At 71.8% G+C, this 24,298-nt stretch carries 26 protein-coding genes; 21 read left to right on the forward strand and 5 right to left on the reverse strand.

The features are described from left to right. Positions 1-33: 33 nt before the first annotated feature. On the reverse strand, positions 34-2,169 hold the full coding sequence (locus BSB02_RS11115) for a discoidin domain-containing protein (RefSeq protein WP_084958670.1): 2,136 nt from the start codon (positions 2,167-2,169) through the stop codon (positions 34-36). Positions 2,170-2,464: 295 nt separating this feature from the next. Between BSB02_RS11115 and BSB02_RS11120 the strand changes: the two genes are divergently transcribed. The 5 genes from BSB02_RS11120 to BSB02_RS11140 all read left to right on the forward strand — a co-directional run bounded on the left by BSB02_RS11120 (position 2,465) and on the right by BSB02_RS11140 (position 7,996). Continuing rightward, positions 2,465-3,760, forward strand: coding sequence for an ABC transporter substrate-binding protein (locus BSB02_RS11120; RefSeq protein WP_084958671.1), 1,296 nt, complete (start codon positions 2,465-2,467; stop codon positions 3,758-3,760). 111 nt (positions 3,761-3,871) lie between these two features. Then, positions 3,872-4,828 carry a carbohydrate ABC transporter permease gene (locus BSB02_RS11125; protein ID WP_084958672.1) on the forward strand — a complete coding sequence of 319 codons (957 nt, stop codon included), beginning with the start codon at positions 3,872-3,874 and terminating at the stop codon, positions 4,826-4,828. Continuing rightward, positions 4,825-5,634: a carbohydrate ABC transporter permease gene (locus BSB02_RS11130; protein WP_084958673.1), complete on the forward strand. Its 810-nt coding sequence runs from the start codon at positions 4,825-4,827 to the stop codon at positions 5,632-5,634. The genes BSB02_RS11125 and BSB02_RS11130 overlap by 4 nt, the downstream gene beginning before the upstream one ends. Then, positions 5,631-6,998 (forward strand): GH1 family beta-glucosidase, encoded by a 1,368-nt coding sequence (locus tag BSB02_RS11135; RefSeq protein ID WP_084958674.1) that lies wholly within the window; start codon positions 5,631-5,633, stop codon positions 6,996-6,998. The genes BSB02_RS11130 and BSB02_RS11135 overlap by 4 nt, the downstream gene beginning before the upstream one ends. Then, positions 6,995-7,996: a LacI family DNA-binding transcriptional regulator gene (locus BSB02_RS11140; RefSeq protein WP_084958675.1), complete on the forward strand. Its 1,002-nt coding sequence runs from the start codon at positions 6,995-6,997 to the stop codon at positions 7,994-7,996. The genes BSB02_RS11135 and BSB02_RS11140 overlap by 4 nt, the downstream gene beginning before the upstream one ends. 82 nt (positions 7,997-8,078) lie before the next feature. Here the strand turns inward: BSB02_RS11140 and BSB02_RS43455 are convergent, their stop codons facing one another. Next, positions 8,079-8,549 (reverse strand): sigma factor, encoded by a 471-nt coding sequence (locus BSB02_RS43455; protein WP_206184639.1) that lies wholly within the window; start codon positions 8,547-8,549, stop codon positions 8,079-8,081. On the opposite strand from BSB02_RS43455, the gene BSB02_RS41070 reads away from it, so the two are divergent. Next, positions 8,469-8,756 carry a nuclear transport factor 2 family protein gene (locus BSB02_RS41070; protein WP_169729381.1) on the forward strand — a complete coding sequence of 96 codons (288 nt, stop codon included), beginning with the start codon at positions 8,469-8,471 and terminating at the stop codon, positions 8,754-8,756. The two genes, BSB02_RS43455 and BSB02_RS41070, sit on opposite strands and share 81 nt — an antisense overlap. Positions 8,757-8,779: 23 nt before the next feature. Here BSB02_RS41070 and BSB02_RS11150 read toward each other — a convergent pair whose 3' ends face one another. Together BSB02_RS11150 and BSB02_RS11155 are read right to left on the reverse strand one after the other, a co-directional pair. After that, positions 8,780-9,547, reverse strand: coding sequence for a maleylpyruvate isomerase family mycothiol-dependent enzyme (locus BSB02_RS11150; protein WP_084958676.1), 768 nt, complete (start codon positions 9,545-9,547; stop codon positions 8,780-8,782). Between the two features lie 68 nt (positions 9,548-9,615). Beyond that, positions 9,616-10,131: a hypothetical protein gene (locus tag BSB02_RS11155; protein WP_143590482.1), complete on the reverse strand. Its 516-nt coding sequence runs from the start codon at positions 10,129-10,131 to the stop codon at positions 9,616-9,618. Positions 10,132-10,392: 261 nt separating this feature from the next. Here BSB02_RS11155 and BSB02_RS11160 point away from each other — a divergent pair, with 261 nt between their 5' ends. From BSB02_RS11160 to BSB02_RS11230, 15 genes are read left to right on the forward strand one after another with little or no spacing between them, the layout of a single operon-like run. After that, positions 10,393-11,007, forward strand: coding sequence for a D-sedoheptulose-7-phosphate isomerase (locus BSB02_RS11160; protein WP_084958678.1), 615 nt, complete (start codon positions 10,393-10,395; stop codon positions 11,005-11,007). Then, positions 11,004-11,243, forward strand: coding sequence for a HypC/HybG/HupF family hydrogenase formation chaperone (locus BSB02_RS11165; protein ID WP_084958679.1), 240 nt, complete (start codon positions 11,004-11,006; stop codon positions 11,241-11,243). Before BSB02_RS11160 ends, BSB02_RS11165 begins: the two co-directional genes overlap by 4 nt. Continuing rightward, positions 11,240-11,932, forward strand: a complete 693-nt coding sequence (locus tag BSB02_RS11170; RefSeq protein ID WP_169729383.1) for a D-sedoheptulose-7-phosphate isomerase — start codon at positions 11,240-11,242, stop codon at positions 11,930-11,932. The genes BSB02_RS11165 and BSB02_RS11170 overlap by 4 nt, the downstream gene beginning before the upstream one ends. 30 nt (positions 11,933-11,962) lie before the next feature. Beyond that, a complete protein-coding gene (locus tag BSB02_RS11175; protein ID WP_084958681.1) occupies positions 11,963-13,036 on the forward strand; it encodes an NADH-quinone oxidoreductase subunit B family protein in 1,074 nt (357 codons plus the stop codon). A gap of 14 nt (positions 13,037-13,050) precedes the next feature. Further along, positions 13,051-14,856, forward strand: a complete 1,806-nt coding sequence (locus BSB02_RS11180; RefSeq protein ID WP_084958682.1) for a nickel-dependent hydrogenase large subunit — start codon at positions 13,051-13,053, stop codon at positions 14,854-14,856. Between the two features lie 12 nt (positions 14,857-14,868). After that, the gene (locus BSB02_RS11185; protein ID WP_240506360.1) at positions 14,869-15,429 is read left to right on the forward strand and encodes a NifU family protein; all 561 of its coding nucleotides are present in this window, start codon (positions 14,869-14,871) and stop codon (positions 15,427-15,429) included. Continuing rightward, positions 15,426-16,058, forward strand: a complete 633-nt coding sequence (locus tag BSB02_RS11190; RefSeq protein WP_084958683.1) for a DUF5947 family protein — start codon at positions 15,426-15,428, stop codon at positions 16,056-16,058. Before BSB02_RS11185 ends, BSB02_RS11190 begins: the two co-directional genes overlap by 4 nt. Then, entirely contained in the window at positions 16,051-16,692 is a 642-nt protein-coding gene (locus BSB02_RS11195; protein ID WP_084958684.1) for a DUF6084 family protein, read from the forward strand. The genes BSB02_RS11190 and BSB02_RS11195 overlap by 8 nt, the downstream gene beginning before the upstream one ends. Then, positions 16,689-18,044 carry a hypothetical protein gene (locus tag BSB02_RS11200; RefSeq protein ID WP_206184626.1) on the forward strand — a complete coding sequence of 452 codons (1,356 nt, stop codon included), beginning with the start codon at positions 16,689-16,691 and terminating at the stop codon, positions 18,042-18,044. Before BSB02_RS11195 ends, BSB02_RS11200 begins: the two co-directional genes overlap by 4 nt. Further along, the gene (locus BSB02_RS11205; RefSeq protein WP_084958685.1) at positions 18,041-18,670 is read left to right on the forward strand and encodes a hydrogenase maturation protease; all 630 of its coding nucleotides are present in this window, start codon (positions 18,041-18,043) and stop codon (positions 18,668-18,670) included. Before BSB02_RS11200 ends, BSB02_RS11205 begins: the two co-directional genes overlap by 4 nt. Continuing rightward, on the forward strand, positions 18,663-19,025 hold the full coding sequence (locus BSB02_RS11210; RefSeq protein ID WP_084958686.1) for a hydrogenase maturation nickel metallochaperone HypA/HybF: 363 nt from the start codon (positions 18,663-18,665) through the stop codon (positions 19,023-19,025). Before BSB02_RS11205 ends, BSB02_RS11210 begins: the two co-directional genes overlap by 8 nt. Continuing rightward, complete coding sequence (locus BSB02_RS11215; protein ID WP_084958687.1) at positions 19,003-19,281, forward strand: HypC/HybG/HupF family hydrogenase formation chaperone; 279 nt, start codon at positions 19,003-19,005, stop codon at positions 19,279-19,281. The genes BSB02_RS11210 and BSB02_RS11215 overlap by 23 nt, the downstream gene beginning before the upstream one ends. Positions 19,282-19,287: 6 nt before the next feature. Beyond that, complete coding sequence (gene hypD, locus BSB02_RS11220; RefSeq protein ID WP_084958688.1) at positions 19,288-20,412, forward strand: hydrogenase formation protein HypD; 1,125 nt, start codon at positions 19,288-19,290, stop codon at positions 20,410-20,412. Next, on the forward strand, positions 20,409-21,554 hold the full coding sequence (gene hypE / locus BSB02_RS11225) for a hydrogenase expression/formation protein HypE (protein ID WP_276206320.1): 1,146 nt from the start codon (positions 20,409-20,411) through the stop codon (positions 21,552-21,554). Before hypD ends, hypE begins: the two co-directional genes overlap by 4 nt. A gap of 24 nt (positions 21,555-21,578) precedes the next feature. After that, positions 21,579-21,974, forward strand: coding sequence for a hypothetical protein (locus BSB02_RS11230; RefSeq protein WP_143590484.1), 396 nt, complete (start codon positions 21,579-21,581; stop codon positions 21,972-21,974). Here the strand turns inward: BSB02_RS11230 and hypF are convergent. Continuing rightward, complete coding sequence (gene hypF, locus BSB02_RS11235; RefSeq protein ID WP_143590486.1) at positions 21,962-24,256, reverse strand: carbamoyltransferase HypF; 2,295 nt, start codon at positions 24,254-24,256, stop codon at positions 21,962-21,964. The two genes, BSB02_RS11230 and hypF, sit on opposite strands and share 13 nt — an antisense overlap. Positions 24,257-24,298: the final 42 nt, after the last annotated feature.

A 24,298-nucleotide genomic window follows, 5' to 3' on the forward strand; every position in this document is an offset into this window, starting at 1 on the left:
GACCTCCTGACCGCCAGGCGGGCCGGGACCTGATCACTGGTAGACGCGCACGTAGTCGACCAGCATCCGGGCCGGGAACGGCGTGCCGGCGTCCGGCGGGCCGGGCCAGTCGCCCCCGACCGCGAGGTTGAGGATGATGTAGAAGGGGTGGTCGAAGACCCACGGGCCGCGGGTCCGCTCGACCTGCTCCTTGTCGACGGTGAAGACCGTCCGGCCGTCCAGCGTGTAGGTGATGCCCCTGCTGTTCCACGTGGCCGCCCAGACGTGGAAGTCGTCGGAGAAGTCCGCGTTGCCGGGCAGCGTGTACGGCGAGCCGATGCCGCCGCCGCCGTGGTAGGCGGGCGCGTGGATCGTGGAGTAGGCCGTCTTCACGTCCCTGCCGAGGATCTCCATGATGTCGATCTCGCCGTTGTACGGCCACGGCCGCCCGGTGAGGAAGTCGGCGCCCATCATCCAGAACGCCGGCCACAGGCCGTTGCCCTTGGGCACCTTGATGCGCGCCTCGACCCGGCCGTAGGTGAAGTGGAACTTGTTGCCGGTGTTCATCCGCGCCGAGGTGTACTGGCACGTGGTGCTCCCGGTGAGCGGGTCGGCCGGGCAGGTGGAGCCGGGCGTGGCCTGCTTGCGCGCCTCCAGCACCAGGAAGCCGTCGCCGTCCATCCAGGCGTTGTCGTGATCGGTGTAGTACTCCAGCTCGTTGTTGGGCCCGGTGCCGGGGTCGGCGGTCCACTTGGCGGGGTCGGGCTTAGCGCCGGCCGGGCCGTCGAACTCGTCGCTCCACACCAGCCTCGGCGGGTCGGCGGGATCGGCGGGGAGGGGCGGGGGCGTGATGGGGTCGCCTCCCGTTCCGTACACCTGGAACTCCCACAGTGAGTAGCCGTAGGGCGTGGCCCGCTCGGTGCCGTACATGCGCACGTAGCGGCCGCTGCCCGTCACGTTCAGGGTCTGCTTGAACCCGGTCCCCGACGTGGTGGAGTAGATCGGGGTCCAGGCCGAGGCGTTGTCGGAGACCTGGATCTGGAAGGACCTGGCGTAGGCGGGATCCCACTGCAGCACGACCTGGGTGATCCGCGCGGGCGCGCCCAGGTCGACGTAGATCCAGCCCGGGTCGGTCCAGCCGGTGGTGGAGCTGGTCGCCCAGCGGGTGGCGGGGTCGCGGTCGAAGGCCCTGGCCGGGGTGCATTCCCAGCAGTTGGAGTCGTGCTGGGAGCTGGAGGCGACACCCGGCCTGCCGTACGACAGCAGGGTGGGCTCGTCCTGGCCGGAGCCGGTGGTGTGGACGGCGAACTCCCACAGCGAGTAGCCGTACGGCGTGGCGCGGGCCGTGCCGTACATCCGCACGTAGCGGCCGGTGCCGGACACGGTGAGGGTCTGGGTGCCGCCCGTGCCGGTCGTAGTGGAGTAGATCGTGGTCCACGCCGAGGCGTCGGCGGAGACCTGGATCTGGAAGGCCGAGGCATAGGCGGCCTCCCAGGACAGGGTCACGGCGCAGACGATCTTGGCGGATCCGAGGTCCACGCGCAGCCACTGGGGATCGGAGAACTGGCTCGACCAGCGGGTTCCCGGGTCGCCATCGACGGCCCGGTCCGGTCCGTGTGCCGCGCTCTCGGACGATGAGGCGGTCGCCGGGCGTCCCTGGGCGGCGTTCGCCGTGCCGCATCCGGACGATCCGGGCGTGCCGTACACCTGGAACTCCCACAGCGAGTAGCCGTACGGCGTGGCGCGGGCCGTGCCGTACATGCGCACATAGCGGCCGGTGCCGGACACGGTGAGGGTCTGGGTGCCGCCCGTGCCGGTCGTGGTGGAGTAGATCGTGGTCCACGCCGAGGCGTCGGCGGAGACCTGGATCTGGAAGGCCGAGGCGTGGGCGGCCTCCCAGCGCAGCACCACCTGGGTGATGGACGAGGCGGCGCCCAGGTCGACCTGGATCCACTGGGGGTCGGAGAACTGGCTGGACCAGCGCGTGCCGGGGTCGCCGTCGACGGCGGCGGCGGGCGCGAGCGCGGCGCTCTCCGAAGACGAGGCGGTGACGGGCTTGCCCTGGGAGAGCAGGGCGTCGGCGGCTCCGGCCGGGGCGGCGGCGAGCCAGCAGCTCGCCAGCGCGAGAACCGTGGCGAGTAACGCGGATAACGCCGAGCGTGGCGCGCCTGGGGGACGGGATGGACGCACTTTCGGCTCCTCGGGGGTGGAGACGGCTGAGGGAGCGCTCCCTGAGTGCCCAGAGCGTGACCCCTGGTCGATGCCCTGTCAAGACCCTCGCGTCACCTGCTCGTAACCATAGAGTATGGGAGAGCGCTCTCACAAGAGGCGAATTTAGGCGACTTATCCTCTGGAGAACGTTCTCCAGATCGAGGCTCACAGGACTCTCCGTTACCAAGGCGTGTCTTGACACCGAACGCACCCCGCACAGACCCTTCTCAGGGAGCGCTCCCTCCATGATCATTTAGAGCCCAAGGAGGGTTCGATGGGCAAGCTTCGCCCCCGGGTGGTCGCCCCGGTCCTGGCGGCCGTCCTGGCGACGGGCGTGGCCGCGTGCGGCGGCGCCGAAGGATCCAAGCAGGCGGCCTCGGGCGCGCCGGCCGAGAAGATCACGCTGACCGTGGCGCTGTTCAGCGACTTCCACTTCGCACCGCTGTATGAGGAGTTCAAGAAGACCCACCCGAACGTGGAGATCGTGGAGCGGCGCGCCCAGTTCAACGACCACCACAGGAACCTGACCACCCAGCTGGCCACCGGCTCCGGCGCGGCGGACGTCGTCGCCGTCGAGGCCGGATACATCGCCACCTTCACCCCGATGGCGGATCGGTTCCACGACCTCAACCAGTACGGCCTCGCCCGGCGGCAGGCCGACTACCTGGACTGGAAGTGGAAGCAGGGCCTCTCGCCCGACGGAGCCAGGCTGCTCGGGCTCGGCACCGACGTCGGCGGCCTGGCCATGTGCTACCGCACCGACCTGTTCAAGAAGGCCGGGCTGCCCACCGACCGCGAGGAGGTGTCCGAGCTCTGGCCCACCTGGGAGGCCTACCTGGAGGCCGGCAAGAGGTTCATGGCCGCCAAGGTGCCGGGCGCCGCGTGGTTCGACGGCCCGGGCGAGAACTTCCGCGCCATGGTCGACCAGGCCCCGGTCGGCTACTACGACGAGCGGAACAACCTCGTCGCCGCGACCAACCCCGACGTGAAGAAGGCCTTCGACCTGTCGGTGCGGATGATCCAGGCCGGGCTGTCGGCCAAGCTGGCCGCCTTCAGCCCGCCGTGGAACACCGGGCTGACCAAAGGCAGCTTCGCGACCGTCATCTGCCCGTCGTGGAAGACCGGCAGCATCAAGGACGCCGCGCCGACCACGGCCGGCAAGTGGGACGTCGCGGCCGTGCCCGGCGGCGGAGGCGGCAACCAGGGCGGGACGCACCTGATGCTGCCCAAGCAGGGCAAGCACCCCAAGGAGGCGGCCGAGCTGATCGACCTGCTCACCCGCAAGGAGACCCAGCTGAGGCTGTTCACCGAGGCGGGCGCGCTGCCGTCGATCCCGGCCCTCTACGACGACCCGGCGATCACGGGCTTCAAGAACCCGTTCTTCAACGACGCGCCCACCGGCAAGATCTTCACCGACGCCGCCAAGGCGCTCAGGCCCCAGCACGTCGGGCCGAAGGCGGGAGACGTGCTGACCGCGTTCGGCAACGCGCTGCAGCGGGTCGAGCAGGGCAAGCAGGCGCCCGAGGCGGCCTGGGAGCAGGCGCTGAAGGATCTCGAGCGGATCAAGTAGCCCGCCGCGGCGCGCCGGCCCGGGACCAGCCGGGCCGGCGCCCGGTCCCCGCCCTCAAGCGCCGCCCTCGCATCGCGCCGGGGCGGCCCTGCCCGCCGAGAAAGGTCCTCCATGGCCATCCGCGCCCCCGACAGACCCGCCGCCGTCCGGCAGCGCCGCCACAGGATGCGGCGGCACCTGGTGCACACCCTCGACGTGAAGGCGTCGCCGTACGCCTACGTCGCCCCCTTCTTCCTGCTGTTCTCCGCCTTCGGCCTGTTCCCGCTGGTCTACACGGCCTTCGTCAGCCTGCACGAGTGGACGCTGCTGTCCGACGAGCACCGGTTCGTCGGCGCCGGCAACTACGCCACCCTCCTGTCGGACGAGTACTTCTGGAACGCCACCGTCAACACCCTGTCCATCGGCGTCCTGTCCACGGTCCCCCAGCTGCTGCTGGCGATCTGGCTGGCGCACCTGCTGAACCGGCCGCTGCGCGCGCGGACCTTCTTCCGCGTCACGCTGCTGCTGCCCAACGTCACCAGCGTGGTCGCGGTGGTCGTGATCTTCAGCCAGCTGTTCGGCCGGGACTACGGGCTGATCAACTGGGTGCTGGGCCTGCTCGGGATGGAGCCGATCGCCTGGAACGAGGGCGTGGCCAGCTCCCACGTCGCGATCTCCATCATGATCATGTGGCGGTGGACCGGCTACAACGCGCTGATCTTCCTGGCCGCGATGCAGGCCGTACCGCGGGAGCTGTACGAGGCGGCCACCCTCGACGGCGCCTCCTCCCTCACCCAGCTCCGCAGGATCACGATTCCGATGATCCGCCCGACCATCGTGTTCGTCGTCGTCACCTCCACCATCGGCGCGATGCAGGTGCTGGCCGAGCCGCTGCTGTTCGGCACCTACAGCGTGACCGGCGGGCCGGACCGGCAGTACCAGACCCTGTCCCTGTTCATCTACGAGCACTTCACCCGGCTGGACTTCGGATACGCGTCGGCCGTGTCGTGGATGATGTTCGTCTTCATCGTCGTGGCCGTGGGCGTCAACTACCTGCTCACGCGGCGGGCCAAGGGGAGTCTCACATGACGCGGCGGCTGACGTACCTCACCCTGGTCGCGGTGGCGTTCTTCTCGGCGCTGCCGCTCTACTACAGCGTGGTCGTGGCCTCCCGCGACAACGCGGCGCTGGCGGAGGTGCCGCCGCCGCTGATCCCCGGCGGCAACTTCCTCGCCAACGTCGCCCGGGTCTTCGACACCGTCCCCTTCGCGCTGGCGCTGGTCAACTCCCTCATCGTGGCCGGGTCGATCGCGCTCGCGGTGATGTTCTTCTCCACGCTGGCCGGGTTCGCCTTCGCCAAGCTGCCCTTCCGCGGCCGCAACGCGCTGCTGCTGCTCACCGTGGCGACCATGATGGTGCCCACCCAGCTCGGCATCATCCCGCTGTACCTGCTGATGGTGAAGCTGGAGTGGACCGGCACCCTCTACGCCCTGATCGTCCCCGCCCTGGTCAACGCCTTCGGCGTGTTCTTCATGACCCAGTTCCTCTCGCGCGCGCTGCCCACCGAGCTGCTGGAGGCCGGCCGCGTGGACGGCTGCACCACCTGGGGCCTGTTCTGGCACGTCGTGCTGCCCGTGGCCCGGCCCGCCGCGGCCGTGCTGGGCATGCTGACGTTCATGGCGGCGTGGAACGACTACTTCTGGCCGCTCGTCGTGCTCACCCCGGAGAACCCCACCGTCCAGGTCGCGCTGTCCACGCTGGCCGCGGGCTACGTCAGCGACTACGCGCTGAGCCTGGCCGGGACCGCGCTGGGCACCCTGCCCCTGGTCGCGGTCTTCGCCCTGCTCGGCAAGCAGATCATCGGAGGAATCATGCAAGGAGCGATCAAGGGATGACCATCGCCGACGTCGAGGCCCGGGGGCGGACGCCGGTCTTCCCCGACGGTTTCGTCTGGGGCGCCGCCACCGCCGCCTACCAGATCGAGGGCGCCGCCCGAGAGGACGGGCGCGGCCCGTCCATCTGGGACACCTTCTGCCGCACGCCGGGCCGCGTGGCCGGCGGCCACACCGGCGACGTGGCCTGCGACCACTACCACCGCTACGCGCAGGACGTGGCCCTGATGCGGGAGCTGGGGCTCGGCGCCTACCGGTTCTCGGTGTCCTGGCCGCGCGTCCAGCCCGACGGATCCGGCCCGGCCAACCCGCGCGGCCTGGACTTCTACGACCGGCTCGTCGACAGGCTGCTGGCCGCCGGCATCGCGCCCTACGCCACGCTGTACCACTGGGACCTCCCCCAGCCGCTCGAGGACCACGGCGGCTGGCCCAGCCGCGACACCGCCCACCGCTTCGCCGACTACGCCGCGCTCGTCCACGGCCGCCTGGGCGACCGGGTGCGAACGTGGATCACGGTGAACGAGCCGTGGGTGGCGGCCTTCCTCGGCTACGGCAACGGCGTGCACGCCCCCGGCCGCACCGACCCCGCCGACGCGCTGCGCGCCGCCCACCACCTGCTGCTCGGCCACGGCCTGGCGGCCTCTCTCCTGCGTACGGCCGGCGCGGGCGAGATCGCGCTGACGCTGAACCTGGCTCCGGTGATCGGCGACGAGGAGGCCGCCGCCCGCGCCGACATCCTGCTCAACCGCCAGTTCCTCGACCCCGCCCTGCGCGGTTCCTATCCGCCGGACCTGCTGGAGGTCGTGGAGCGCGTCGCCGGGCTCGGGCACGTCCGCGACGGCGACCTGGCGCTGATCAACCAGCCCCTCGACCTCGTCGGCGTCAACTACTACAACCCCTGCTACGTCGCCTCACGCCCCGGCCAGCCCGCCGACCCCGCCTGGCCCGGCAGCGAGGGCATCGCCTTCGTCGACCCCGGCGGGCCGACCACCGCCATGGGCTGGCCCATCGCCCCCGACGGGCTGACCCGGCTGCTGGTACGGCTCTCGCGCGACTACTCCGGCGTCGGCCTCCTGGTCACCGAGAACGGCGCGGCGTTCGACGACGTCGTGGTGGACGGGCGCGTCCACGACCCCGAACGCCTCGCCTACCTCGACGGGCACCTGCGGGCCGCGCACGCGGCCATCGCGGGTGGGGCGGACCTGCGCGGCTATCTCGTGTGGTCGCTGTTGGACAATTTCGAGTGGGCAGAGGGGTACCGCAGGCGGTTCGGCATCGTGCACGTGGACTACGCCACCCAACGCAGGCTGCCGAAGGACAGCGCGCTGTGGTATCGCGGGGTCATCGAGCGGAACGGACTTGCATGAAACGACCCACGCTGGAGGCGGTGGCCGCACGGGCCGGGGTGTCCAGGTCGAGCGTCTCCCGGGTGATCAACGGCGAGCCCACGGTCGCGCCCGAGATCCGGGAGGTGGTGCTCAAGGCCGTGCGCGAGCTGGGCTACGTGCCCAACGCCGCGGCCCGCAACCTGGCCACCCGCCGCACCAACGCCGTCGCGGTGGTCGTGTCCGACCCGCCCCAGGGTCTCACCTCCGACGACCCGATGTTCTCCGCGGTGGTGCGCGCCGCCAGCAGGGAGCTGGAGGCGGCCGGCAAGCAGGTCGTGCTCATGCTCGCGGGGTCCGACCACAGCCGCCTGCGCGTCGAGCAGTACGTCGCCGCGGGGCACGTCGACGGCGTCATGCTGGTGTCGATGCACGGCGCCGATCCGCTGCCCGCCGCGCTGGCCCGCATGGACGTGCCGGTGGTGTCGTGCGGCAAGACCGCCCACTCGGAGCGGGGCGGCGTGCCGTACGTCGAGAACGACAACGTCGGAGGCGCCCGCAAGGCCGTGCGGTACCTGCTCGAGCGGGGCAGGCGACGGGTCGCCACCATCTCGGGGCCGCTCGACATGATCGCCTCGCAGGAGCGGCTGGCGGGCTACCGCGAGACCCTTCGCGACACCGGCCGCCGCTCCATCGTGGCCATCGGCGACTTCACGCGCGTGTCCGGCGCCGAGGCCATGCGCCAGCTGCTCGAGGACGATCCGGAGCTGGACGCGGTGTTCGCGGCCAACGACCTCATGGCCGTCGGCGCGCTGCGCACCCTGCGCGAGGCGGGCCGCCGGGTGCCCGACGACGTGGCCGTGGTCGGCTTCGACGACATCGAGGCCGCCTCCTACACCGCCCCGCCGCTGACCACGGTCCGCAGCCCCATGGCCGACCAGGCCGTCGCCACGGTCCGGCTGCTGCTGGGCCTGTTCGAAGGCGGGCCGGCGGAATCGGTGATCATGCCGAACGAGCTGGTGATCCGCGAGTCCGCCTAAGACGGCGGGAAGAAGCGCGGGATCCGGTTGTCCAGGAACCGGGTCATGCCGAGAAGGCGGTCGCCGCTGAGCGTGAGCACGATCAACCCGGCGGGCCGTTCGGCTGTGTCGGCAGCGTCGGGGGTGTCGGCGAGGTGGCAGACGAACGCCGGCTGCCCGTTCGCACGTGTCGGACGCAGCCGCAGGATTCGCCCCGCGCGCCAGGCGGCGCTCCTGCGCCGACTCCGGTGCGGGCGGCCTGGCGTGGACGTCGCCGCGGTGCCGGCCGAGCGAGGCCCGCGCCTGCCGCAGCAGCCCCTTGGCGACGGCCGCGGTCGCGCAGCGCGTTCAGGCAACGGTTGGTGGCGATGCGGTACAGCCACGACCGCACGGAGGCGCGGCCCTCGAAGCCGTCCAGGCCGCGCCAGGCCGCCAGCAGCGTCTCCTGCAGGACGTCCTCGGCGTCGGTCAGCGAGCCCAGCAGGCGGTAGCAGTGCAGCAGCAGTTCGCGCCGGCGGGACGGATCGCGGGCATCCAGGCGTACCGGGACTTCCTCGCGCCCTTCGCCGAGCAGTTGCTCGTCAGGGCCGACATGATCACCGTGTTCGGGGACGACAGCACGGCCGTCCTCGTCTACGACACGGAGACGAGGACGGCCAAGAGCGCGCCAGCGGCCGAGTGCGTCACGGTCCGCGACGGGAAGATCGTCTACAACCGGTTCGTGTTCGACCGCACGCCGTTCATCGAGTTCGGCCGCCGGCAGGCACAGGGCAATCCATGACGTGACGGCCCCACAGGCGGTCCCTACTGCGTCGCGGTGACGATGCAGCGCCGCAGCTCCTCCACCGCCTCCGGGGCGCCCTCGACCGTCACGCCGCTCGGCTCGCCGGGGCTCTCCCGGTTCCACACCCAGCGCAGCACGGCGGCCGGCGGGCCGCTCACGGTCACGTCGGCCGCGCCGTCGCCGGCGCCGTCCTCGACGGCGAACAGCCCCGGGCCGGTCCGCACCCGCCACGCCGCGCCGTCGGCGCGCACCGTGTAGGTCCGGCCCGGTGAAGCCGCCAGGATGTCGGCGAAGTAGTCGCCCCACTCGGCGACGCCGTAGGCCACGAAGACCTTGAGCAGCTCGTCGACGCCGTCGGCGGCGAGGTCGTCCGGGATCGGCGCGACCGGCTGCCCGGTGCCGAGCTCGGCGTCGATGCGGTGGACGACCGTCTCGTGCGCCATCCGCCGGATCCAGAAGCCGACGGTCTGGTCGGGGGCATACCAGGAGCCGGCCGGGTCCTCCGGCCTGCGGGCGGCGAACTCCCCCCGCAGCTCGGCGTAGGCCCGGTCGAGCAGGGCCAGCGGCTCCTCGTCGGCCAGCTCCTTCGGCGGCCACCCCTGCTCGGGCTCGACGCCCTCGCGCATGGCCGCGCTCTTGTGCAGATACACCTCGCCGACGTGGCGGGCCAGGTCGGCGACGGTCCAGCCGGGACAGCTCGGCACCGCCGCGGCGAGGTCGATCCGCGCCACGGCGCGCAGGCGGGCGAAGTCGGCCGCGAGGCAGTCGAGGAATCGGGAATGCTCCATGGCGGCCAGTCCATCACGCGCTCCCGACAGTTCTCGCCTGGGCCAGGTGAGCGCGGGCACTCGGCGGTTCAGCCGCCGTCCGGCGCGGGCAGGCGGGGCACCGCGCTGTAGTCGGCCTCGGGCAGCCGGGTCAGGCTCCCGGCCCCGACGTTCCGGTGGACCAGCTGGGGGACGGCGCCGTCCGGCCGGGCCCAGGGGCGCAGCAGCGCGATGCGGCCCTCCCACGCCGTGCGGCCGTCGACCTCGTGCCGCTGCCAGGCCAGCAGGAACGCCGGCGCCGAGTCCCACAGCACCAGGGGCGGCATGCGCAGCGGCGTCACCTCGTCCTGGCCCTGCGGCGGGCGCGGCACCATGCCGTAGTCGGCCGTCGGCAGTGAGCGGACCAGCTCGGTGGGCGCCCACTTGGAGGCCAGGCCGTGTACCTGCTCGCCGCGGACGTCGACGATCGTCTGCGGTACGGCCAGCCGTGCCTCCCAGCCGGGCCGGCCGTCGAGGGTCGCGCGTCTCCAGGCCAGCAGGAACGCCGGGGTCTTGTCCATGTACAGGACCAGTGGCGGCATCCGCAGCGGTTCCACCCCATCCACACCGCGCAGCGTAGCTCGAACAGGCGAGCGAGATCCACTGGCGGCGTTCACGGCTCCTGCCGGCGGTGCGGCTCGGAGTGGCGGCTCCGGCGTTCCCGCAGCTCGACACCGACTTTTAACGATAAATCCCGACTTTGCAATATTCCCGACATCTGTTTTCTTTTGCCCGTCTCGCCTGGGCGTACCGTCGGTGAAGGGACCTTGCAGCACGGGGAGCAAGAGACGCGCAATCAGGGGAACAATCTGGGGAAGTGGTCCACTATGGACCAGACGGTCCTGGCCTCCGTTTCGGAGATCTTCGCACGCCGTGTGGAACCCGCTCGTGGCCTCGCCGAGCAGGCCGAGAAGGTGGCGCGTGCCTGCCACGCCATGGCGACGCGATTCCACGGCGGCGGCAGGCTCATCGTCTTCGGCAACGGCGAGGCGGCCACGGACGCCCAGCACATCTCGGTCGAGTTCGTCCATCCGGTGATCGTGGGCAAGCGGGCCCTGCCCTCGTTCTCGCTGACCGGCGACGTGGCCACGATCACCGGGATCGGCGCCGCGGCGGGGTTCGACGAGGTCTTCGCCCACCAGCTCAGGCACCTGGCGGCGCCCGGTGACATGGCGCTGGGCGTCTCGCCGTTCGGACGCTGCGTGAACGTGCTCAGGGCGCTGGAGACGGCCAAGGAGCTCGGCCTGCTGACGCTGGCCCTGGTCGGCGGCGACGGCGGCGAGATCGCCCGCAGCCCGTCGGTCGACCACGTGCTGATCGCCCCTTCCGACGATCCCCGGGTCGTCAAGGAGGTGCACGTCACCGCCTACCACATCCTGTGGGAGCTGGTGCACGTGTTCTTCGAGCAGCCGGGCGTGCTCGATCCCCAGGTGGTCGCATGAACTCCGGCGAGAGCGTCTGCCGCGAGGAGGTGTGCGTCACCTGCTCCGACGAGGCGGTGCGGGTGAGGGTCGTCAGGCTGCTGGAAGACGGCCTGGCCCTGGTCGACACGGGGCGAGGCGCGGAAGAGGTGAGCGTGGCCCTGGTGGAGGCCCGGGTCGGCGACACGGTTCTGGTGCACGCCAAGGAGGCCATCGCCGTAGTCGGCCAGAGGGGGCGGGGAGGGGGAGCGACGTGAGTGAGCCGATGGAGTCGCTGTACCCGTTCCTGTACTCCGGCGGGACGGACCTGGACGCCGTGCTGACCATGGTGCGGCAGTCCACGGCCGGCAAGGCCGCCGAGATCGTCGCCCTGCGCCAGAGCGTCCTCGAACGCGACGGCGCGCGGATGGCCGCCTGCGCGCAGGCCATGGCCGCCGCCTTCGACCGAGGGGCGCGGCTGTTCGCCTTCGGCAACGGGGGCAGCTCCACCGACGCCCAGGACGTGGCCGCCCTGTTCCTCAATCCTGGGCCGCTCGGCTCGGGCGAGCCCGCCAGGCCGCTTCCCGCTTTCGCGCTGACCGCCGACGTCGCGGTGGTCACGGCGCTGTCGAACGACATCGGGTTCGAGGTGGTGTTCTCCCGTCAGCTCGCCGCGTCGGGCCGCGCCGGGGACATCGCGTTCGGGCTGTCGACGAGCGGCAACTCCCGCAACCTCATCGCCGGCTTCCAGGAGGCGGACAGGCGCGGCATGATCACCGTCGGGCTGGCCGGTTACGACGGCGGCCAGATGGCCGAACTGGGCACGATCGACCACCTGTTCGTGGTGCCGTCGACCTCGGTGCACCGCATCCAGGAGGCTCAGACCACTGTCTACCACGCGCTCTGGGAGCTCACCCAGGGCGCGCTCGGGCGGCGGGGCGCGGTGCCGCCGCCGCGTTCCAGCTGAACAGACCGGATCCGCGAGGTGGTGAGGCGCATGAGCGCGCCGACCGAGCCGCAAGAGGCCGCATCCCGGGCGCAGGAGGAGCCCCTCCTCCACATCCTGTGGATCAACGCGGGGCTGAGCTGCGACGGCGACTCCGTCGCGCTCACCGCCGCCACCCAGCCGAGCATCGAGGAGATCGTGCTCGGGGCCCTGCCGGGGCTGCCGAAGATCGCCGTGCACTGGCCGCTGATCGACTTCGAGTGCGGCCCGATGCAGGGCGCCGACGTCTTCATCGAATGGTTCTACAAGGCGGACCGCGGTGAGCTGGAGCCGTTCGTCCTGGTCGTCGAGGGTTCGATACCCAACGAGTCGATCAAGAGCGAGGGCTACTGGTGCGGGTTCGGCAACAACCCCGAGACCGGCCAGCCGATGACCACGAGCGAGTGGCTGGACCGGCTCGCGCCCAAGGCGACCGCCATCATCGCCGCCGGCACCTGCGCCACCTACGGCGGCATCCACGCGATGGCCGGCAACCCGACCGGCGCCATGGGCGTCGCCGACTACCTCGGCTGGGACTGGAAGTCCAAGGCGGGCCTGCCGATCGTCAACGTGCCCGGCTGCCCGATCCACCCCGACAACCTGTCGGAGACCATCCTCTACCTGCTCTACCAGGTGGCCGGGCAGGCCCCGATGATCCCGCTGGACGAGGCGCTGCGCCCCACCTGGCTGTTCGGCCAGACCGTCCACGAGGGCTGCGACCGGGCCGGCTACTACGAGCAGGGCCAGTTCGCCACCGAGTACGGCTCGCCGAAGTGCCTGGTCAAGATCGGCTGCTGGGGGCCGGTCGTGAAGTGCAACGTCCCCAAGCGGGGCTGGATCAACGGCATCGGCGGCTGCCCCAACGTGGGCGGCATCTGCATCGCCTGCACGATGCCCGGCTTCCCCGACAAGTTCATGCCCTTCATGGACGAGCCGCCCGGCGCCCGGGTGTCCTCGACGGCCAGCGAGGCGTACGGCGTGATCGTCCGCTCCCTGCGCCACATCACCGAGCGGACCGTCGACAAGGAGCCCAAGTGGCGCAGGAAGGGCCGCGAGCTGCTCACGGGCTACCGGGCCCCCTGGTAACGAGCGAGGCTGACATGACGACCACACCACAGCGGGCCGACACGGCGCGGCAGACCAGCGAGCAGCTGGTCGAGATGGCCTGGGATCCCATCACCCGGATCGTCGGAAGCCTGGGCATCTACGCCAAGGTGGACTTCAAGAACAAGACGGTCGCCGAGTGCTACAGCACCTCGTCGATCTTCCGGGGCTACAGCATCTTCATGAAGGGCAAGGATCCCAGGGACGCGCACTTCATCACCAGCAGGATCTGCGGGATCTGCGGCGACAACCACGCCACGTGCTCGGTCTACAACCAGAACATGGCCTACGGCGTGCGCCCGCCACACCTCGGCGAGTGGATCATCAACCTGGGCGAGGCCGCCGAGTACATGTTCGACCACAACATCTTCCAGGAGAACCTGGTCGGGGTCGACTACTGCGAGAAGATGGTCCGCGAGACCAACCCCGGGGTGCTGGAGCAGGCCGAGCGCACCGAGGCGCCGCACGCGGCCGACCACGGCTACCGCACCGTCGCCGACATCATGCGCTCGCTGAACCCGCTGGAGGGCGAGTTCTACCGCGAGGCGCTGCAGATGAGCCGGACAACCCGGGAGATGTTCTGCCTGATGGAGGGCAGGCACGTGCACCCCTCCACGCTCTACCCCGGCGGGGTCGGCACGGTCGCCACCGTGCAGCTGTTCACCGACTACCTGACCAGGCTCATGCGCTACGTGGAATTCCTCAAGCGCGTGGTGCCCATGCACGACGACCTGTTCGACTTCTTCTACGACGCCCTCCCCGGCTACGAGCAGGTCGGCCGGCGGCGCGTGCTGCTGGGCTGCTGGGGCAGCCTCAACGACCCGGAGTACTGCGACTTCACCTACGCCAACATGGGCGACTGGGGCCGGCGGATGTTCGTGACCCCGGGCGTCATCGTGGACGGGCGAGTCGTCACCAACGACCTCGTCGACATCAACCTCGGGATCAGGATCCTGCTGGGCAGCTCCTACTACGACGACTGGGAGGACCGGGAGCCGTTCGTCACCGAGGACCCGCTGGGCAACCCGGTCGACATCCGGCATCCGTGGAACCAGCACACGATCCCGCACCCCCGCAAGCGCGACTTCGCCGACAAGTACAGCTGGGTCATGTCGCCCCGCTGGTTCGACGGCACGAACATGCTCGCGCTGGACACCGGGGGCGGCCCGATCGCCAGGCTGTGGTCGACGGCGCTGTCCGGCCTGGTCGACATCGGCTACGTCAAGGCCACGGGCGACAGCGTGCTCATCAACCTGCCGCGCTCGGCCACCAGGCCCGAGAAGACGTTCGAGTGGAAGATCCCCGAACGGAACGGCGAGCTGTACTCCAACACCCTCGAACGCAACAGGGCCAGGACGTACTTCCAGGCCTACGCCGCGGCGTGCGCGCTGCACTTCGTCGAGCAGGCGCTGGCCGAGGTGCGGGCGGGCCACACCCAGACCTGGGCGCCGTTCACCGTTCCCGACGAGGCCATCAGCTGCGGCTTCACCGAGGCGGTGCGCGGGGTCCTGTCCCACCACATGGTGATCAGGAACGGGAAGATCGCCAACTACCACCCCTACCCGCCGACGCCGTGGAACGCCAGCGTCCGCGACTCCTACGGGACACCGGGGCCGTATGAGGACGCCGTGCAGAACACGCCGATCTTCGAGGAGAACGCCCGGGAGGACTTCAAGGGCATCGACATCATGCGCACGGTCCGCAGCTTCGACCCGTGTCTGCCGTGCGGGGTGCACATGTACCTGGGCGGCGGCAGGCAGCTGCGCAAACTGCACACCCCGCACGCCTTCGGCGGGTCCTGAGGGGACGGGACCGTGCCCGGCATCGACGCCGCCGCGGCAGGCGAGCGCGTGGAGAGACTGCTCGCCGAGCTGGGCGCGCTCAGCGACCGGGCCGCGCGCGAGAAGGCCGAGGAGCTCGTCCGCGTGCTGGTCGAGCTGTACGGCGCGGCCCTGGAGCGCGTCATGGAGATCGTCACCGAGGCGGGACAGGCCGAGACGCTCGCCCGGCTCGCCGGCGACGACCTCGTCTCCAGCCTCCTGGTGGTGCACGACCTCCACCCGCTGAGCACCGAGGAGCGGGTGCGCGCGGCGCTCGAGAACGTCAGGCCCTACCTCGGCAGCCACGCGGGCGACGTGGAGCTGGTGAGCGTCGAGGACTCCGGCGTCGTACGGCTCCGCCTGGCGGGCACCTGCCACGGCTGCCCCTCCTCGCGGGTCACGGTGACCACCGCCATCGAGCGGGCGATCGCCAGGGCGGCGCCGGAGGTGGACCGCGTCGAGGTGGACGGCGTGGCCGAGTTCGACGGGCTGTACCAGATCCAGACCCGGCCGCCGCCCGGCCCCTGCCCCGTGCCGGAGGGGGTGGGCCCGTGAGTACGGGACTGCGGCGCTTCCGCGAGGCGCCTCCCGCCGGGGCTCCCGTCGCGGGTGAGGAGCGATGCGAGATGTGCGCCGAACCGATCGGCGCCGGGCACGGCCACGTGGTCAACGTGGACAGCCGCGCCCTGCTGTGCACGTGCCGGAGCTGCTACCTGCTGTTCACCGTGCCGGGCGCCGCCCAGGGCAGGTACGTGGCGGTGCCCGGCCGCTACCTGTACGCGCCGCGCTTCGTCCTGTCCGACGCCGAATGGGACGAGCTGCAGATCCCCGTGCGCATGGCGTTCTTCTTCCACAACTCCGCGCTGGGCCGTACGGTCGCCTTCTACCCGAGCCCCGCGGGGGCCACCGAGTCGCAGCTGCCGCTGGCGACCTGGGAGAAGATCATGGCGGCCAACCCGGAGATGGCCGGCGCCGCCCCCGACGTCGAGGCGTTGCTGGTCGACCGGCGGCCCGGCGGTTTCGTGTGCCATCTCGTGCCGATCGACGCGTGCTACGAGCTGGTCGGGCTGGTCAGGACCACGTGGAAGGGCTTCGACGGCGGCCAGGAGGCCTGGCGGGCCATCGACGCGTTCTTCGACCGGCTGCGGGCGCGCAGCCGCGAGGTGGGGACCGGTCATGGCTGACCTGCGCTTCGCCTGCCTCGACGCCCGGGCCGACCGGTTCGCGGCGGCGCCGACGCTGCTGTTCCCCCTGCGCGTCACCGAGGCGGGCGGAGGCGCCGTGCACGCCGTGGCCCTGCGCTGCCAGATCCGCATCGAGCCGCAGCGCCGCCGCTACTCCGCCGCGGAGGCCGAGCTGCTCGCCGACCTGTTCGGCGCGCCCTCCCGCTGGGGCGAGACGCTCAGGCCGCTGCAGTTCGCGAACGTCTCGCTCATGGTGCCGGGCTTCACGGGAGCGACGCAGGTCGACCTGCCGGTGCCGGTCACCTACGACCTGGAGGTGGCCGCGGGGAAGTACTTCGCCGCCCTCGACGACGGCGAGATCCCGCTCCTGATGCTCTTCAGCGGCACGGTGTTCGCCAGGACGGGCACCGGCTTGTCCGTCGAGCAGGTGCCGTGGGACCGCGAGGCCCGGCACCGGCTGCCCGTGGCGGTCTGGCGGGAGCTGATGGACCGCTACTTCCCCGGGGAGGGATGGCTGCGGCTGCGCACGGACACGCTGCGCGCCCTGCACCTGTACAAGTCCGCCCACGCGCTCGCGACGTGGGACGACGCCGTGGCGGCGCTGCTCGCCCAGGCGAAGGAGTCGGCGCCGTGAGCGGGTCGATGCGGATCGCCCGCGAGGTCGCCGACGCCGTGCTCTACGAGGGGTACCTGCTCTACCCCTACCGGGCCTCGGCCGCCAAGAACCAGGCGCGCTGGCAGTTCGGGGTCCTGGTGCCGCCCGCCTACACCGCGACCGCCGAACATCCCTCCTGCCAGACCGAGTGCCTGCTGGAGGCGGCCCGCGCCGAGGAGGCCGTGGTCCGGATCGAGGTGCGGTTCCTCCAGGTCCGCGCCAGGACCGTCGAGCGGGCCGAGGCCGGCGGGCACCGCCCCGTGCCCGTGCTCGAGGTCGCCGGCCGGAGCTACCTGACCTATGACGAAGCCGTCGAGCGGGTGCGCGACACGGCGGTGACGCTCGGCGAGGCGCTCGCCGCCGAGAAGACCTATGACGTGGGATGCCAGGCGGCTCGCTCGGTGGAACCGCTGACCGGACCGCGCGGCGAGCCGGTCGGCCGGATCGTGCGCGACAGCCGGCGTCTCGACGCCGTGCTGAGGGTGCGCGCCGAACCGGTCGCCGGGCCGTACGGGCTGGTGAAGCTGCGGGTGCGGGTCGAGAACACCACGGAGTGGGCCGATCCGGACGCCTCCCGCGACGATGCGCTGCGCTGCTCGCTGATCGGCGCGCACACGCTGCTATCGGTCGAGGCAGGCGCGTTCGTGTCCCTGCTCGACCCGCCCGCGTGGGCGGCGGCGGCCGCTTCGGAGTGCGTCAACGTGCGTACCTGGCCGGTCCTGGCGGGCGAGCCCGGACGACGGGACGTCATGCTGTCCGCGCCGATCATCCTGTACGACTACCCGTCCATCGCCCAGGAGAGCCCGGGCGACCTGTTCGACGCGACCGAGATCGACGAGTTGCTCAGCCTGCGCACGCTCGCCCTCACCGAGGCGGAGAAGCGGGAGGCCAGGGCGACCGACCCGAGAGCCGCCGAGATCATCGACAGGGTGGACGACCTGCCGCCCGAGGTGCTGGAGCGGCTCCACGGCCGCGTCCGGCCGGCGTGCCGGGCGGACCCGCCGTGGTGGGATCCCGGTGCCGACCGGTCGGTGTCCCCCGGGACCGACAGCGTCGTGGTCGACGGGGTGACCGTCGCCAGGGGGAGCAGCGTGCGCCTGCTGCCCGGTCGCGGCACCTCGCGCGCCCGGCGGGCCGACGCCCACGACATGTTCCTGGCCGGCCGGACGGCGACCGTCGAGGCGGTGTTCCTCGACGTGGACGGCGCCTGCCACCTGGCGGTCACCCTGGACGACGATCCGGGCGCCGACCTGCAACGCGAGCAGGGACGCTTCCTGTACTTCGCCCCCGACGAGGTGGAGCCCTTGCCGGGCGGACGGGAGGGCGGATGAGCCGCAAGGTCCTGGTCGCGGGGGTCGGCAACGTGTTCCTCGGTGACGACGGCTTCGGCGTCGAGGTCGCCGGGCGGCTGCTGACCGAGGGCGGCCTGCCCGCGGGGGTGACCGTGGCCGATTTCGGGATCCGCGGCATCCACCTCGCCTACGAGCTGCTGGCCGGCTACGACGAGGTGATCGTGATCGACGCGCTGCCCATGGGGGAGCCGCCGGGGACGCTGGCCGTCCTCGAACCGGCGCTCGACCGGCACGGGCCCGCCCATGACGGGCTCGCGGGAGCGATGCTGTCCGACGCGCACGCCATGACCCCGGACGCGGTCTTCGGCCTGCTGCGCGCCTTCGGCGTCACCGTCCGCCGCGTGCTGCTCGTCGGCTGCGAGCCCGCCGACACCGCGCCGGGCATGGGGCTCAGCGAGGCGGTGGCGCGAGCCGTGCCGTACGCCGCCGATCTCGTGCGCGAGCTTGTCGGACCTGAAGTCGGACCTGAACAGGAAGGAAGGGCCGGCGATGCTGAAACGTCTGCTGATCGCGCTGCTCATGGCCGCGGTGCTCGTGCTGGTGTGGCAGTCGCTACCCGACATCAAGCGCTACCTCCAGATCAGGAAGATGTGAGCGGTGCATGAGTTCGGCATCGCCGCCTCCGTGCTCGACGCGGTCGAACAGCGCGCCGCGGGGCGGCGGGTGACACACGTCAAGGTCCGTGCCGGCGCGCTGCTCCGCATCGCCGGCCCGGCATTCGACCAGGCGTTCTCGCTGGTGGCGGCGGGCACGGTCGCCGACGGCGCCACGACCGAGCTGGTCGTGGTGCCCGCCCGGCTCGCCTGCAGGACCTGCGGGCGCCAGGAGGAGACGGCCGACACGCTCGCCGTGTGCGGCGGTTGCGGCGGCGACGACGTCGACCTGCGCGGAGGCGACGCGCTGGTCCTCGAATCGATCCAGATGGCGGAGGGACATCATGTGCCTGGGAATCCCCGGTGAGATCGTGGAGATCCTGCCGGGCCACGCCGACCTGGCGAAGGTCGACGTGAGCGGGGTACGGCGGGCCATCAACATCGGCCTGCTGGACAACGAGCGGCTCCAGCCCGGCGACTGGATCCTCATCCACGTCGGCTTCGCCCTGTCGAAGATCGACGAGGAGGAGGCCAGAGCCGCGCTGGCCTTCCTCGAAGGTATCGGCCAGGCCTACGACGACGAGCTGAAGGCGCTTCGCGACTCGTCGATCGACCGGGGGTGAGGAGCGATGCGCTTCGTCGACGAATACCGCGACGCCGAGAAGGCACGCGCCCTCTCCGCGAAGATCGCGAGCCTGTGCGAACCGGGACGGTCGTACAAGTTCATGGAGGTGTGCGGCGGCCACACCCACACCATCTACAAGCACGGGCTGGAGGACTACCTGCCCGAGACCATCACGCTGGTGCACGGCCCGGGCTGCCCGGTGTGCGTGATCCCGATGGGCCGTGTGGACGACGCCATCCACATCGCCGAGCAGCCCGACGTGATCATGACCTCCTTCGGCGACATGATGCGGGTCCCCGGCGGGCGCGGCTCGTTCTTCGACTCCATGGCCAAGGGCGCCGCGATCCGCATGGTCTACTCGCCGCTGGACGCGCTCAAGGTGGCCAGGCAGAACCCCGGCAAGCACGTGGTGTTCATGGCGATCGGCTTCGAGACCACGGCGCCGTCCACCGCCATGACGGTGCTGCGGGCCGCCGCCGAGGGCGTCGGCAACTTCTCGATCTTCTGCAACCACGTGACGATCATCCCGGCCATCAAGGCGATCCTGGACTCTCCCGACCTGCGGCTGGACGGCTTCATCGGGCCCGGCCACGTGTCGACCGTCATCGGCTGCCGGCCGTACGAGTTCATCGCACGCGACTACGGCAAGCCGCTGGTCGTGGCGGGCTTCGAGCCGCTGGACATCCTGCAGTCGATCTACATGCTGCTCCTGCAGCTGGCCGAGGGGCGCTGCGAGGTCGAGAACCAGTACGCGCGCGTCGTGCCCTGGGCGGGCAACCTCAAGGCGCTCAGGGTCATCAACGAGGTGATGGAGCTGCGGCCCTACTTCGAGTGGCGCGGGCTCGGCTTCATCTCCCACTCCGCGCTGCGGGTGCGGCAGAGGTACGCCGCCTTCGACGCCGAGCAGATCTTCGAGATCCCCGGCGGCAGGGTGGCCGACCCGAAGGCCTGCCAGTGCGGCGAGGTGCTGAAGGGCGTGCTCAAGCCGTGGGAGTGCAAGGTGTTCGGCACCGCCTGCACGCCGGAGACGCCGATCGGCACCTGCATGGTCTCCTCCGAGGGCGCGTGCGCCGCGTACTACAACTTCGGCCGCTTCTCCCGCGAGCGGGTGAGGGAGGCGACACGGTGAAGGGCATCGAGGGAACCGCCGACTGGGCCGAGGCGGCCGTGCGCGAGCACGTGCCGGCAGCCGAGGCCCCCAGCCGCGAGGAGCAGGTGCTGGAGCGGATCGAGCGGGCGCGCCGCCGCAAGGCCAGGGTGAAGGAGGAGCACGTCACCATGGCGCACGGCTCCGGCGGCAAGGCGACGCAGACGCTGGTGGAGGCCGTCTTCCTGGAGGCGTTCCACAACCCGCTGCTCGAACCCCTCGAGGACGGGGCCGTGCTCGACGTCGGCGCGGCCAGGCTCGCCTTCACCACCGACTCCTACGTGGTCTCCCCGCTGTTCTTCCCCGGAGGGAACATCGGCGACCTCGCCGTCAACGGCACCGTCAACGACCTGTCGGTGTGCGGGGCCCGCCCGCTGTACCTGTCGGCCGGTTTCGTCCTGGAGGAGGGCTTCCCCGTCGAGGACCTGCGGCGCATCACGGCCTCCATGGCGGCCGCCGCCGCGGCGGCCGGCGTGCTCATCGTGACGGGCGACACCAAGGTGGTGCAGAGGGGGAAGGGCGACGGTTGCTACGTCAACACCGCCGGCGTCGGGCTGCTGGAGCGGCCGGTCACGCTCGGGGTGGCCGGTGCGCGCCCCGGCGACGCGGTCCTGGTCTCCGGCCCCGTCGGCGAGCACGGCGTCACCATCATGCTCGCCAGGGGCGAGCTGGACATCGAGGCCGACCTCGCATCCGACACGGCCCCGCTGAACGGCCTGGCCGCCGCGCTGCTCGACGCTTGCGCCGGCGCGGTGCGCTGCCTGCGCGACGCCACCCGCGGCGGGGTCGCGACGATCCTCAACGAGATCGCGCGGGCCTCCGGCGTGGCCGTGGTCGTCGACGAGGACGCCGTCCCCGTACGGCCCAGCGTGCGCGGCGCATGCGAGCTGCTCGGCATCGACCCGCTCTACGTCGCCTGCGAGGGCCGCATGGTCGCGGTCGTGGACGGCGCCGCGGCCGGCACCGCCCTGGCCGCCCTGCGCGCGCACCCGCTCGGGGAGGGCGCCGCGCTGATCGGCCGCCTCAAGGACGACCCTCCGGGGCTCGTGCTGCTGAAGACCGCCTTCGGCGGCACCCGCATCGTCGACCTGCTGGTCGGCGATCCGCTCCCCCGCATCTGCTGACGCCTTCCGACGGAGGTGCTGACCATGACAGAACGACGCGAGCCCGAGGACGACCACGGCTACTCTCCCGACGTCGGGCGCGGGAGCGAGGAGGTCCGCCAGGCCGGCGACCGTGCCTTCTCCCCCGAGGAGGCCGGCCCACCCGGCGAAGGGCGGGAGCTGTCCGAGGAGGAGCTCTCCGGCGTCTCCTCCGCCGAGACCGAGCCGGGCTCGCCGTACGGCGTGGGCGAGAGCACGGCGAGGCGAGGCGAGGAGATCGCCCAGGAGGAAGAGGAGGCCGGACGGGAGACGGTCGGGGTGAAGGGCGAGTCGGACCGGCCGTACGGCACCTCGACCGCCGAGGACTCCACGGGCGTGGCGCCGCAGGAGCCGCGGGACGAGGAGAGCCCGACCATGCCGTCGGGCGATCAGGGTGGCTGACCGCACGCCCGGCCAAGCCTGTCACGTGCGCCGGCGACGGCGGCCTGGCCGAGACTGATCCCGCCGTCGTTCGGCGGCACCCGCCTGTGCGTCAGGACGTGGAAGCCGCGCTCCTCCAGCAGCGCCGTGGCCCGCGTGAGCAGCAGGAGGTTCTGGAACACGCCGCCTGACAGGGCGACCGTGGCCAGCCCGCTCGCCTGCCTGAGCCGGTCGCAGCCGTCGGCGACCGCACGCGCGACCGCGTTGTGGAACCTGGCCGCGACCACGGCACGGCCGGCGCCCGCGCGCACGTCCTCGACGACCGCGCGGACCAGCTCGGCGCCCGGCACGACGAACGGCTCCTCCCCCTCCAGGTGGCACGGGTAGGCGCCCTCCTCCTCCCGGTCCGCCCACTGCTCCAGCTCGATGGCGGCCTGGCCCTCGTAGGTGATCGTGTCGCGGTCGCCGACGATCGCCGCCACGGCGTCGAACAGCCTGCCCATGCTGGAGGTGACGGGCGCGCCGACCCCGTGACGGGCGAGCGCGAGCACGGCCTCCCACCGGGCCGCGTTGCGCCGTACGACATCGAGGCCGGCAGGCACGTCACCGCGGCAGGCCAGATCGAGGTAGGCGGCGGCCATCCGCCACGGCTGCCTGATCGCCGCCGCGCCGCCGGGCATCGGGACCGTCGCCAGATGGCCGGCCCGGCGGAAGCCGGCCAGGTCGGCGATCAGGAACTCGCCGCCCCACAGCGTCCCGTCCTCGCCGTAGCCGAGCCCGTCGAAGGCCACGCCGATCACCGGCCCGGCGACGCCGTTGTCCGCCAGGCACGAGGCGACGTGGGCGTGGTGGTGCTGCACTCCGACCAGGTCGACGCCTTCCTGCTCCAGAGCGTGCTTGGTCGACAGGTACTCCGGATGCAGGTCGTGCGCGAGCACCTCCGGCACGACGTCGAAGAGGCTGCTGAAGTGACCGACGCCCTCGGTGAAGGAGCGCAGCGTCTCGTAGTTCTCCAGGTCGCCGATGTGGTGGGAGACGAAGGCCTGGTCGTCCCTGGCGAGGCAGAAGGTGTGCTTCAGCTCCGCGCCGCAGCCGAGCACGGGCCGCGGGAAGGGCCAGGCCAGGGCCAGCGGCTGGGGGACGTAGCCCCTGGAGCGCCGGATCGGCAGTTCCCCGCCGCGGAAGACGCGGACCACCGAGTCGTCCGTGCGCGTGTGGATGCGCCGGTCATGGGTGAGGAAGGCGTCGGCGATGCCGCCGAGTCTCGCGACGGCCTCCTCGTCGAGGTACACGATGGGCTCGTCGGAGACGTTGCCGCTGGTCAGGACGATCGGAGCGGCGAGCCTGCCGAGCAGCAGGTGGTGCAGCGGGGAGTAGGGCAGCATCAGCCCGAGCCATCCGTTGCCCGGCGCCACCAGGGAGGCGATCCCGGCGTCCGGACGCCGCCGCAGCAGCACGATCGGCCGGGCCCGCGAGGTGAGCAGGCGCTCCTCCACGCCGTCGACGTCGCACAGCCGCCGGGCCGCCGCCAGGTCGGGCACCATGACGGCGAACGGCTTGTCCTCCCTGTGCTTGCGCCGCCGCAGCGCGGTGACCGCCGCCTCGCAGGCGGCCACCGCCGCCAGGTGGTAGCCGCCGAGCCCCTTGACCGCGACGACGCGGCCACCCTCCAGCAGGCGCGCCGCCCCGTCCACAGGGTCGCCCCCGGCCTCCCGCCCGTCCCGGTCGAGCAGCCGCAGCCTCGGCCCGCAGGCCGGGCAGCACACCGGCTGGGCGTGGAAGCGGCGGTCGGCCGGGTCCTCGTACTCCCGCGCGCACTCCTCGCACATGGCGAAGGCGGCCATCGTGGTGTTGGCCCTGTCGTACGGCACGCCGCGGACGATCGTGAACCGGGGGCCGCAGTTGGTGCAGTTGGTGAAGGCGTAGCCGTACCGCCGGTCGGCGGGATCGTCCATCTCGCGCAGGCAGTCGGCGCAGGTCGCCACGTCGGGCGAGACGAGCGCGCGCCGCCGCCCGCCCGTGGCGCTGCCCGCGATGACGAACCCCGGCTCGCCGGTGGCGGGGATCGCCCCCGTGCTGACCCGCTCGATCGACGCCAGCGGAGGCGGGCTCGTCCGCAGCCTCGCCAGGAACTCCTCGACGGTGGCGGGCGCGCCCTCGACCTCGATGAACACTCCCCGCTCGTCGTTGCCGACGAGGCCGTCAAGGCCGAGCCCGGTGGCCAGGCCGTACACGAACGGCCGGAACCCGACTCCCTGCACGACGCCCTCGACCAGGACCCTGGCGCGCACACGCCCGCTCACCTGCTCATTCTCCGCCCGAAGCGGGGCATGGTGCCAGGCCGG

This window comes from Thermoactinospora rubra (assembly GCF_002093975.1).
Classification (GTDB): Bacteria; Actinomycetota; Actinomycetes; order Streptosporangiales; family Streptosporangiaceae; genus Nonomuraea; species Nonomuraea rubra_A.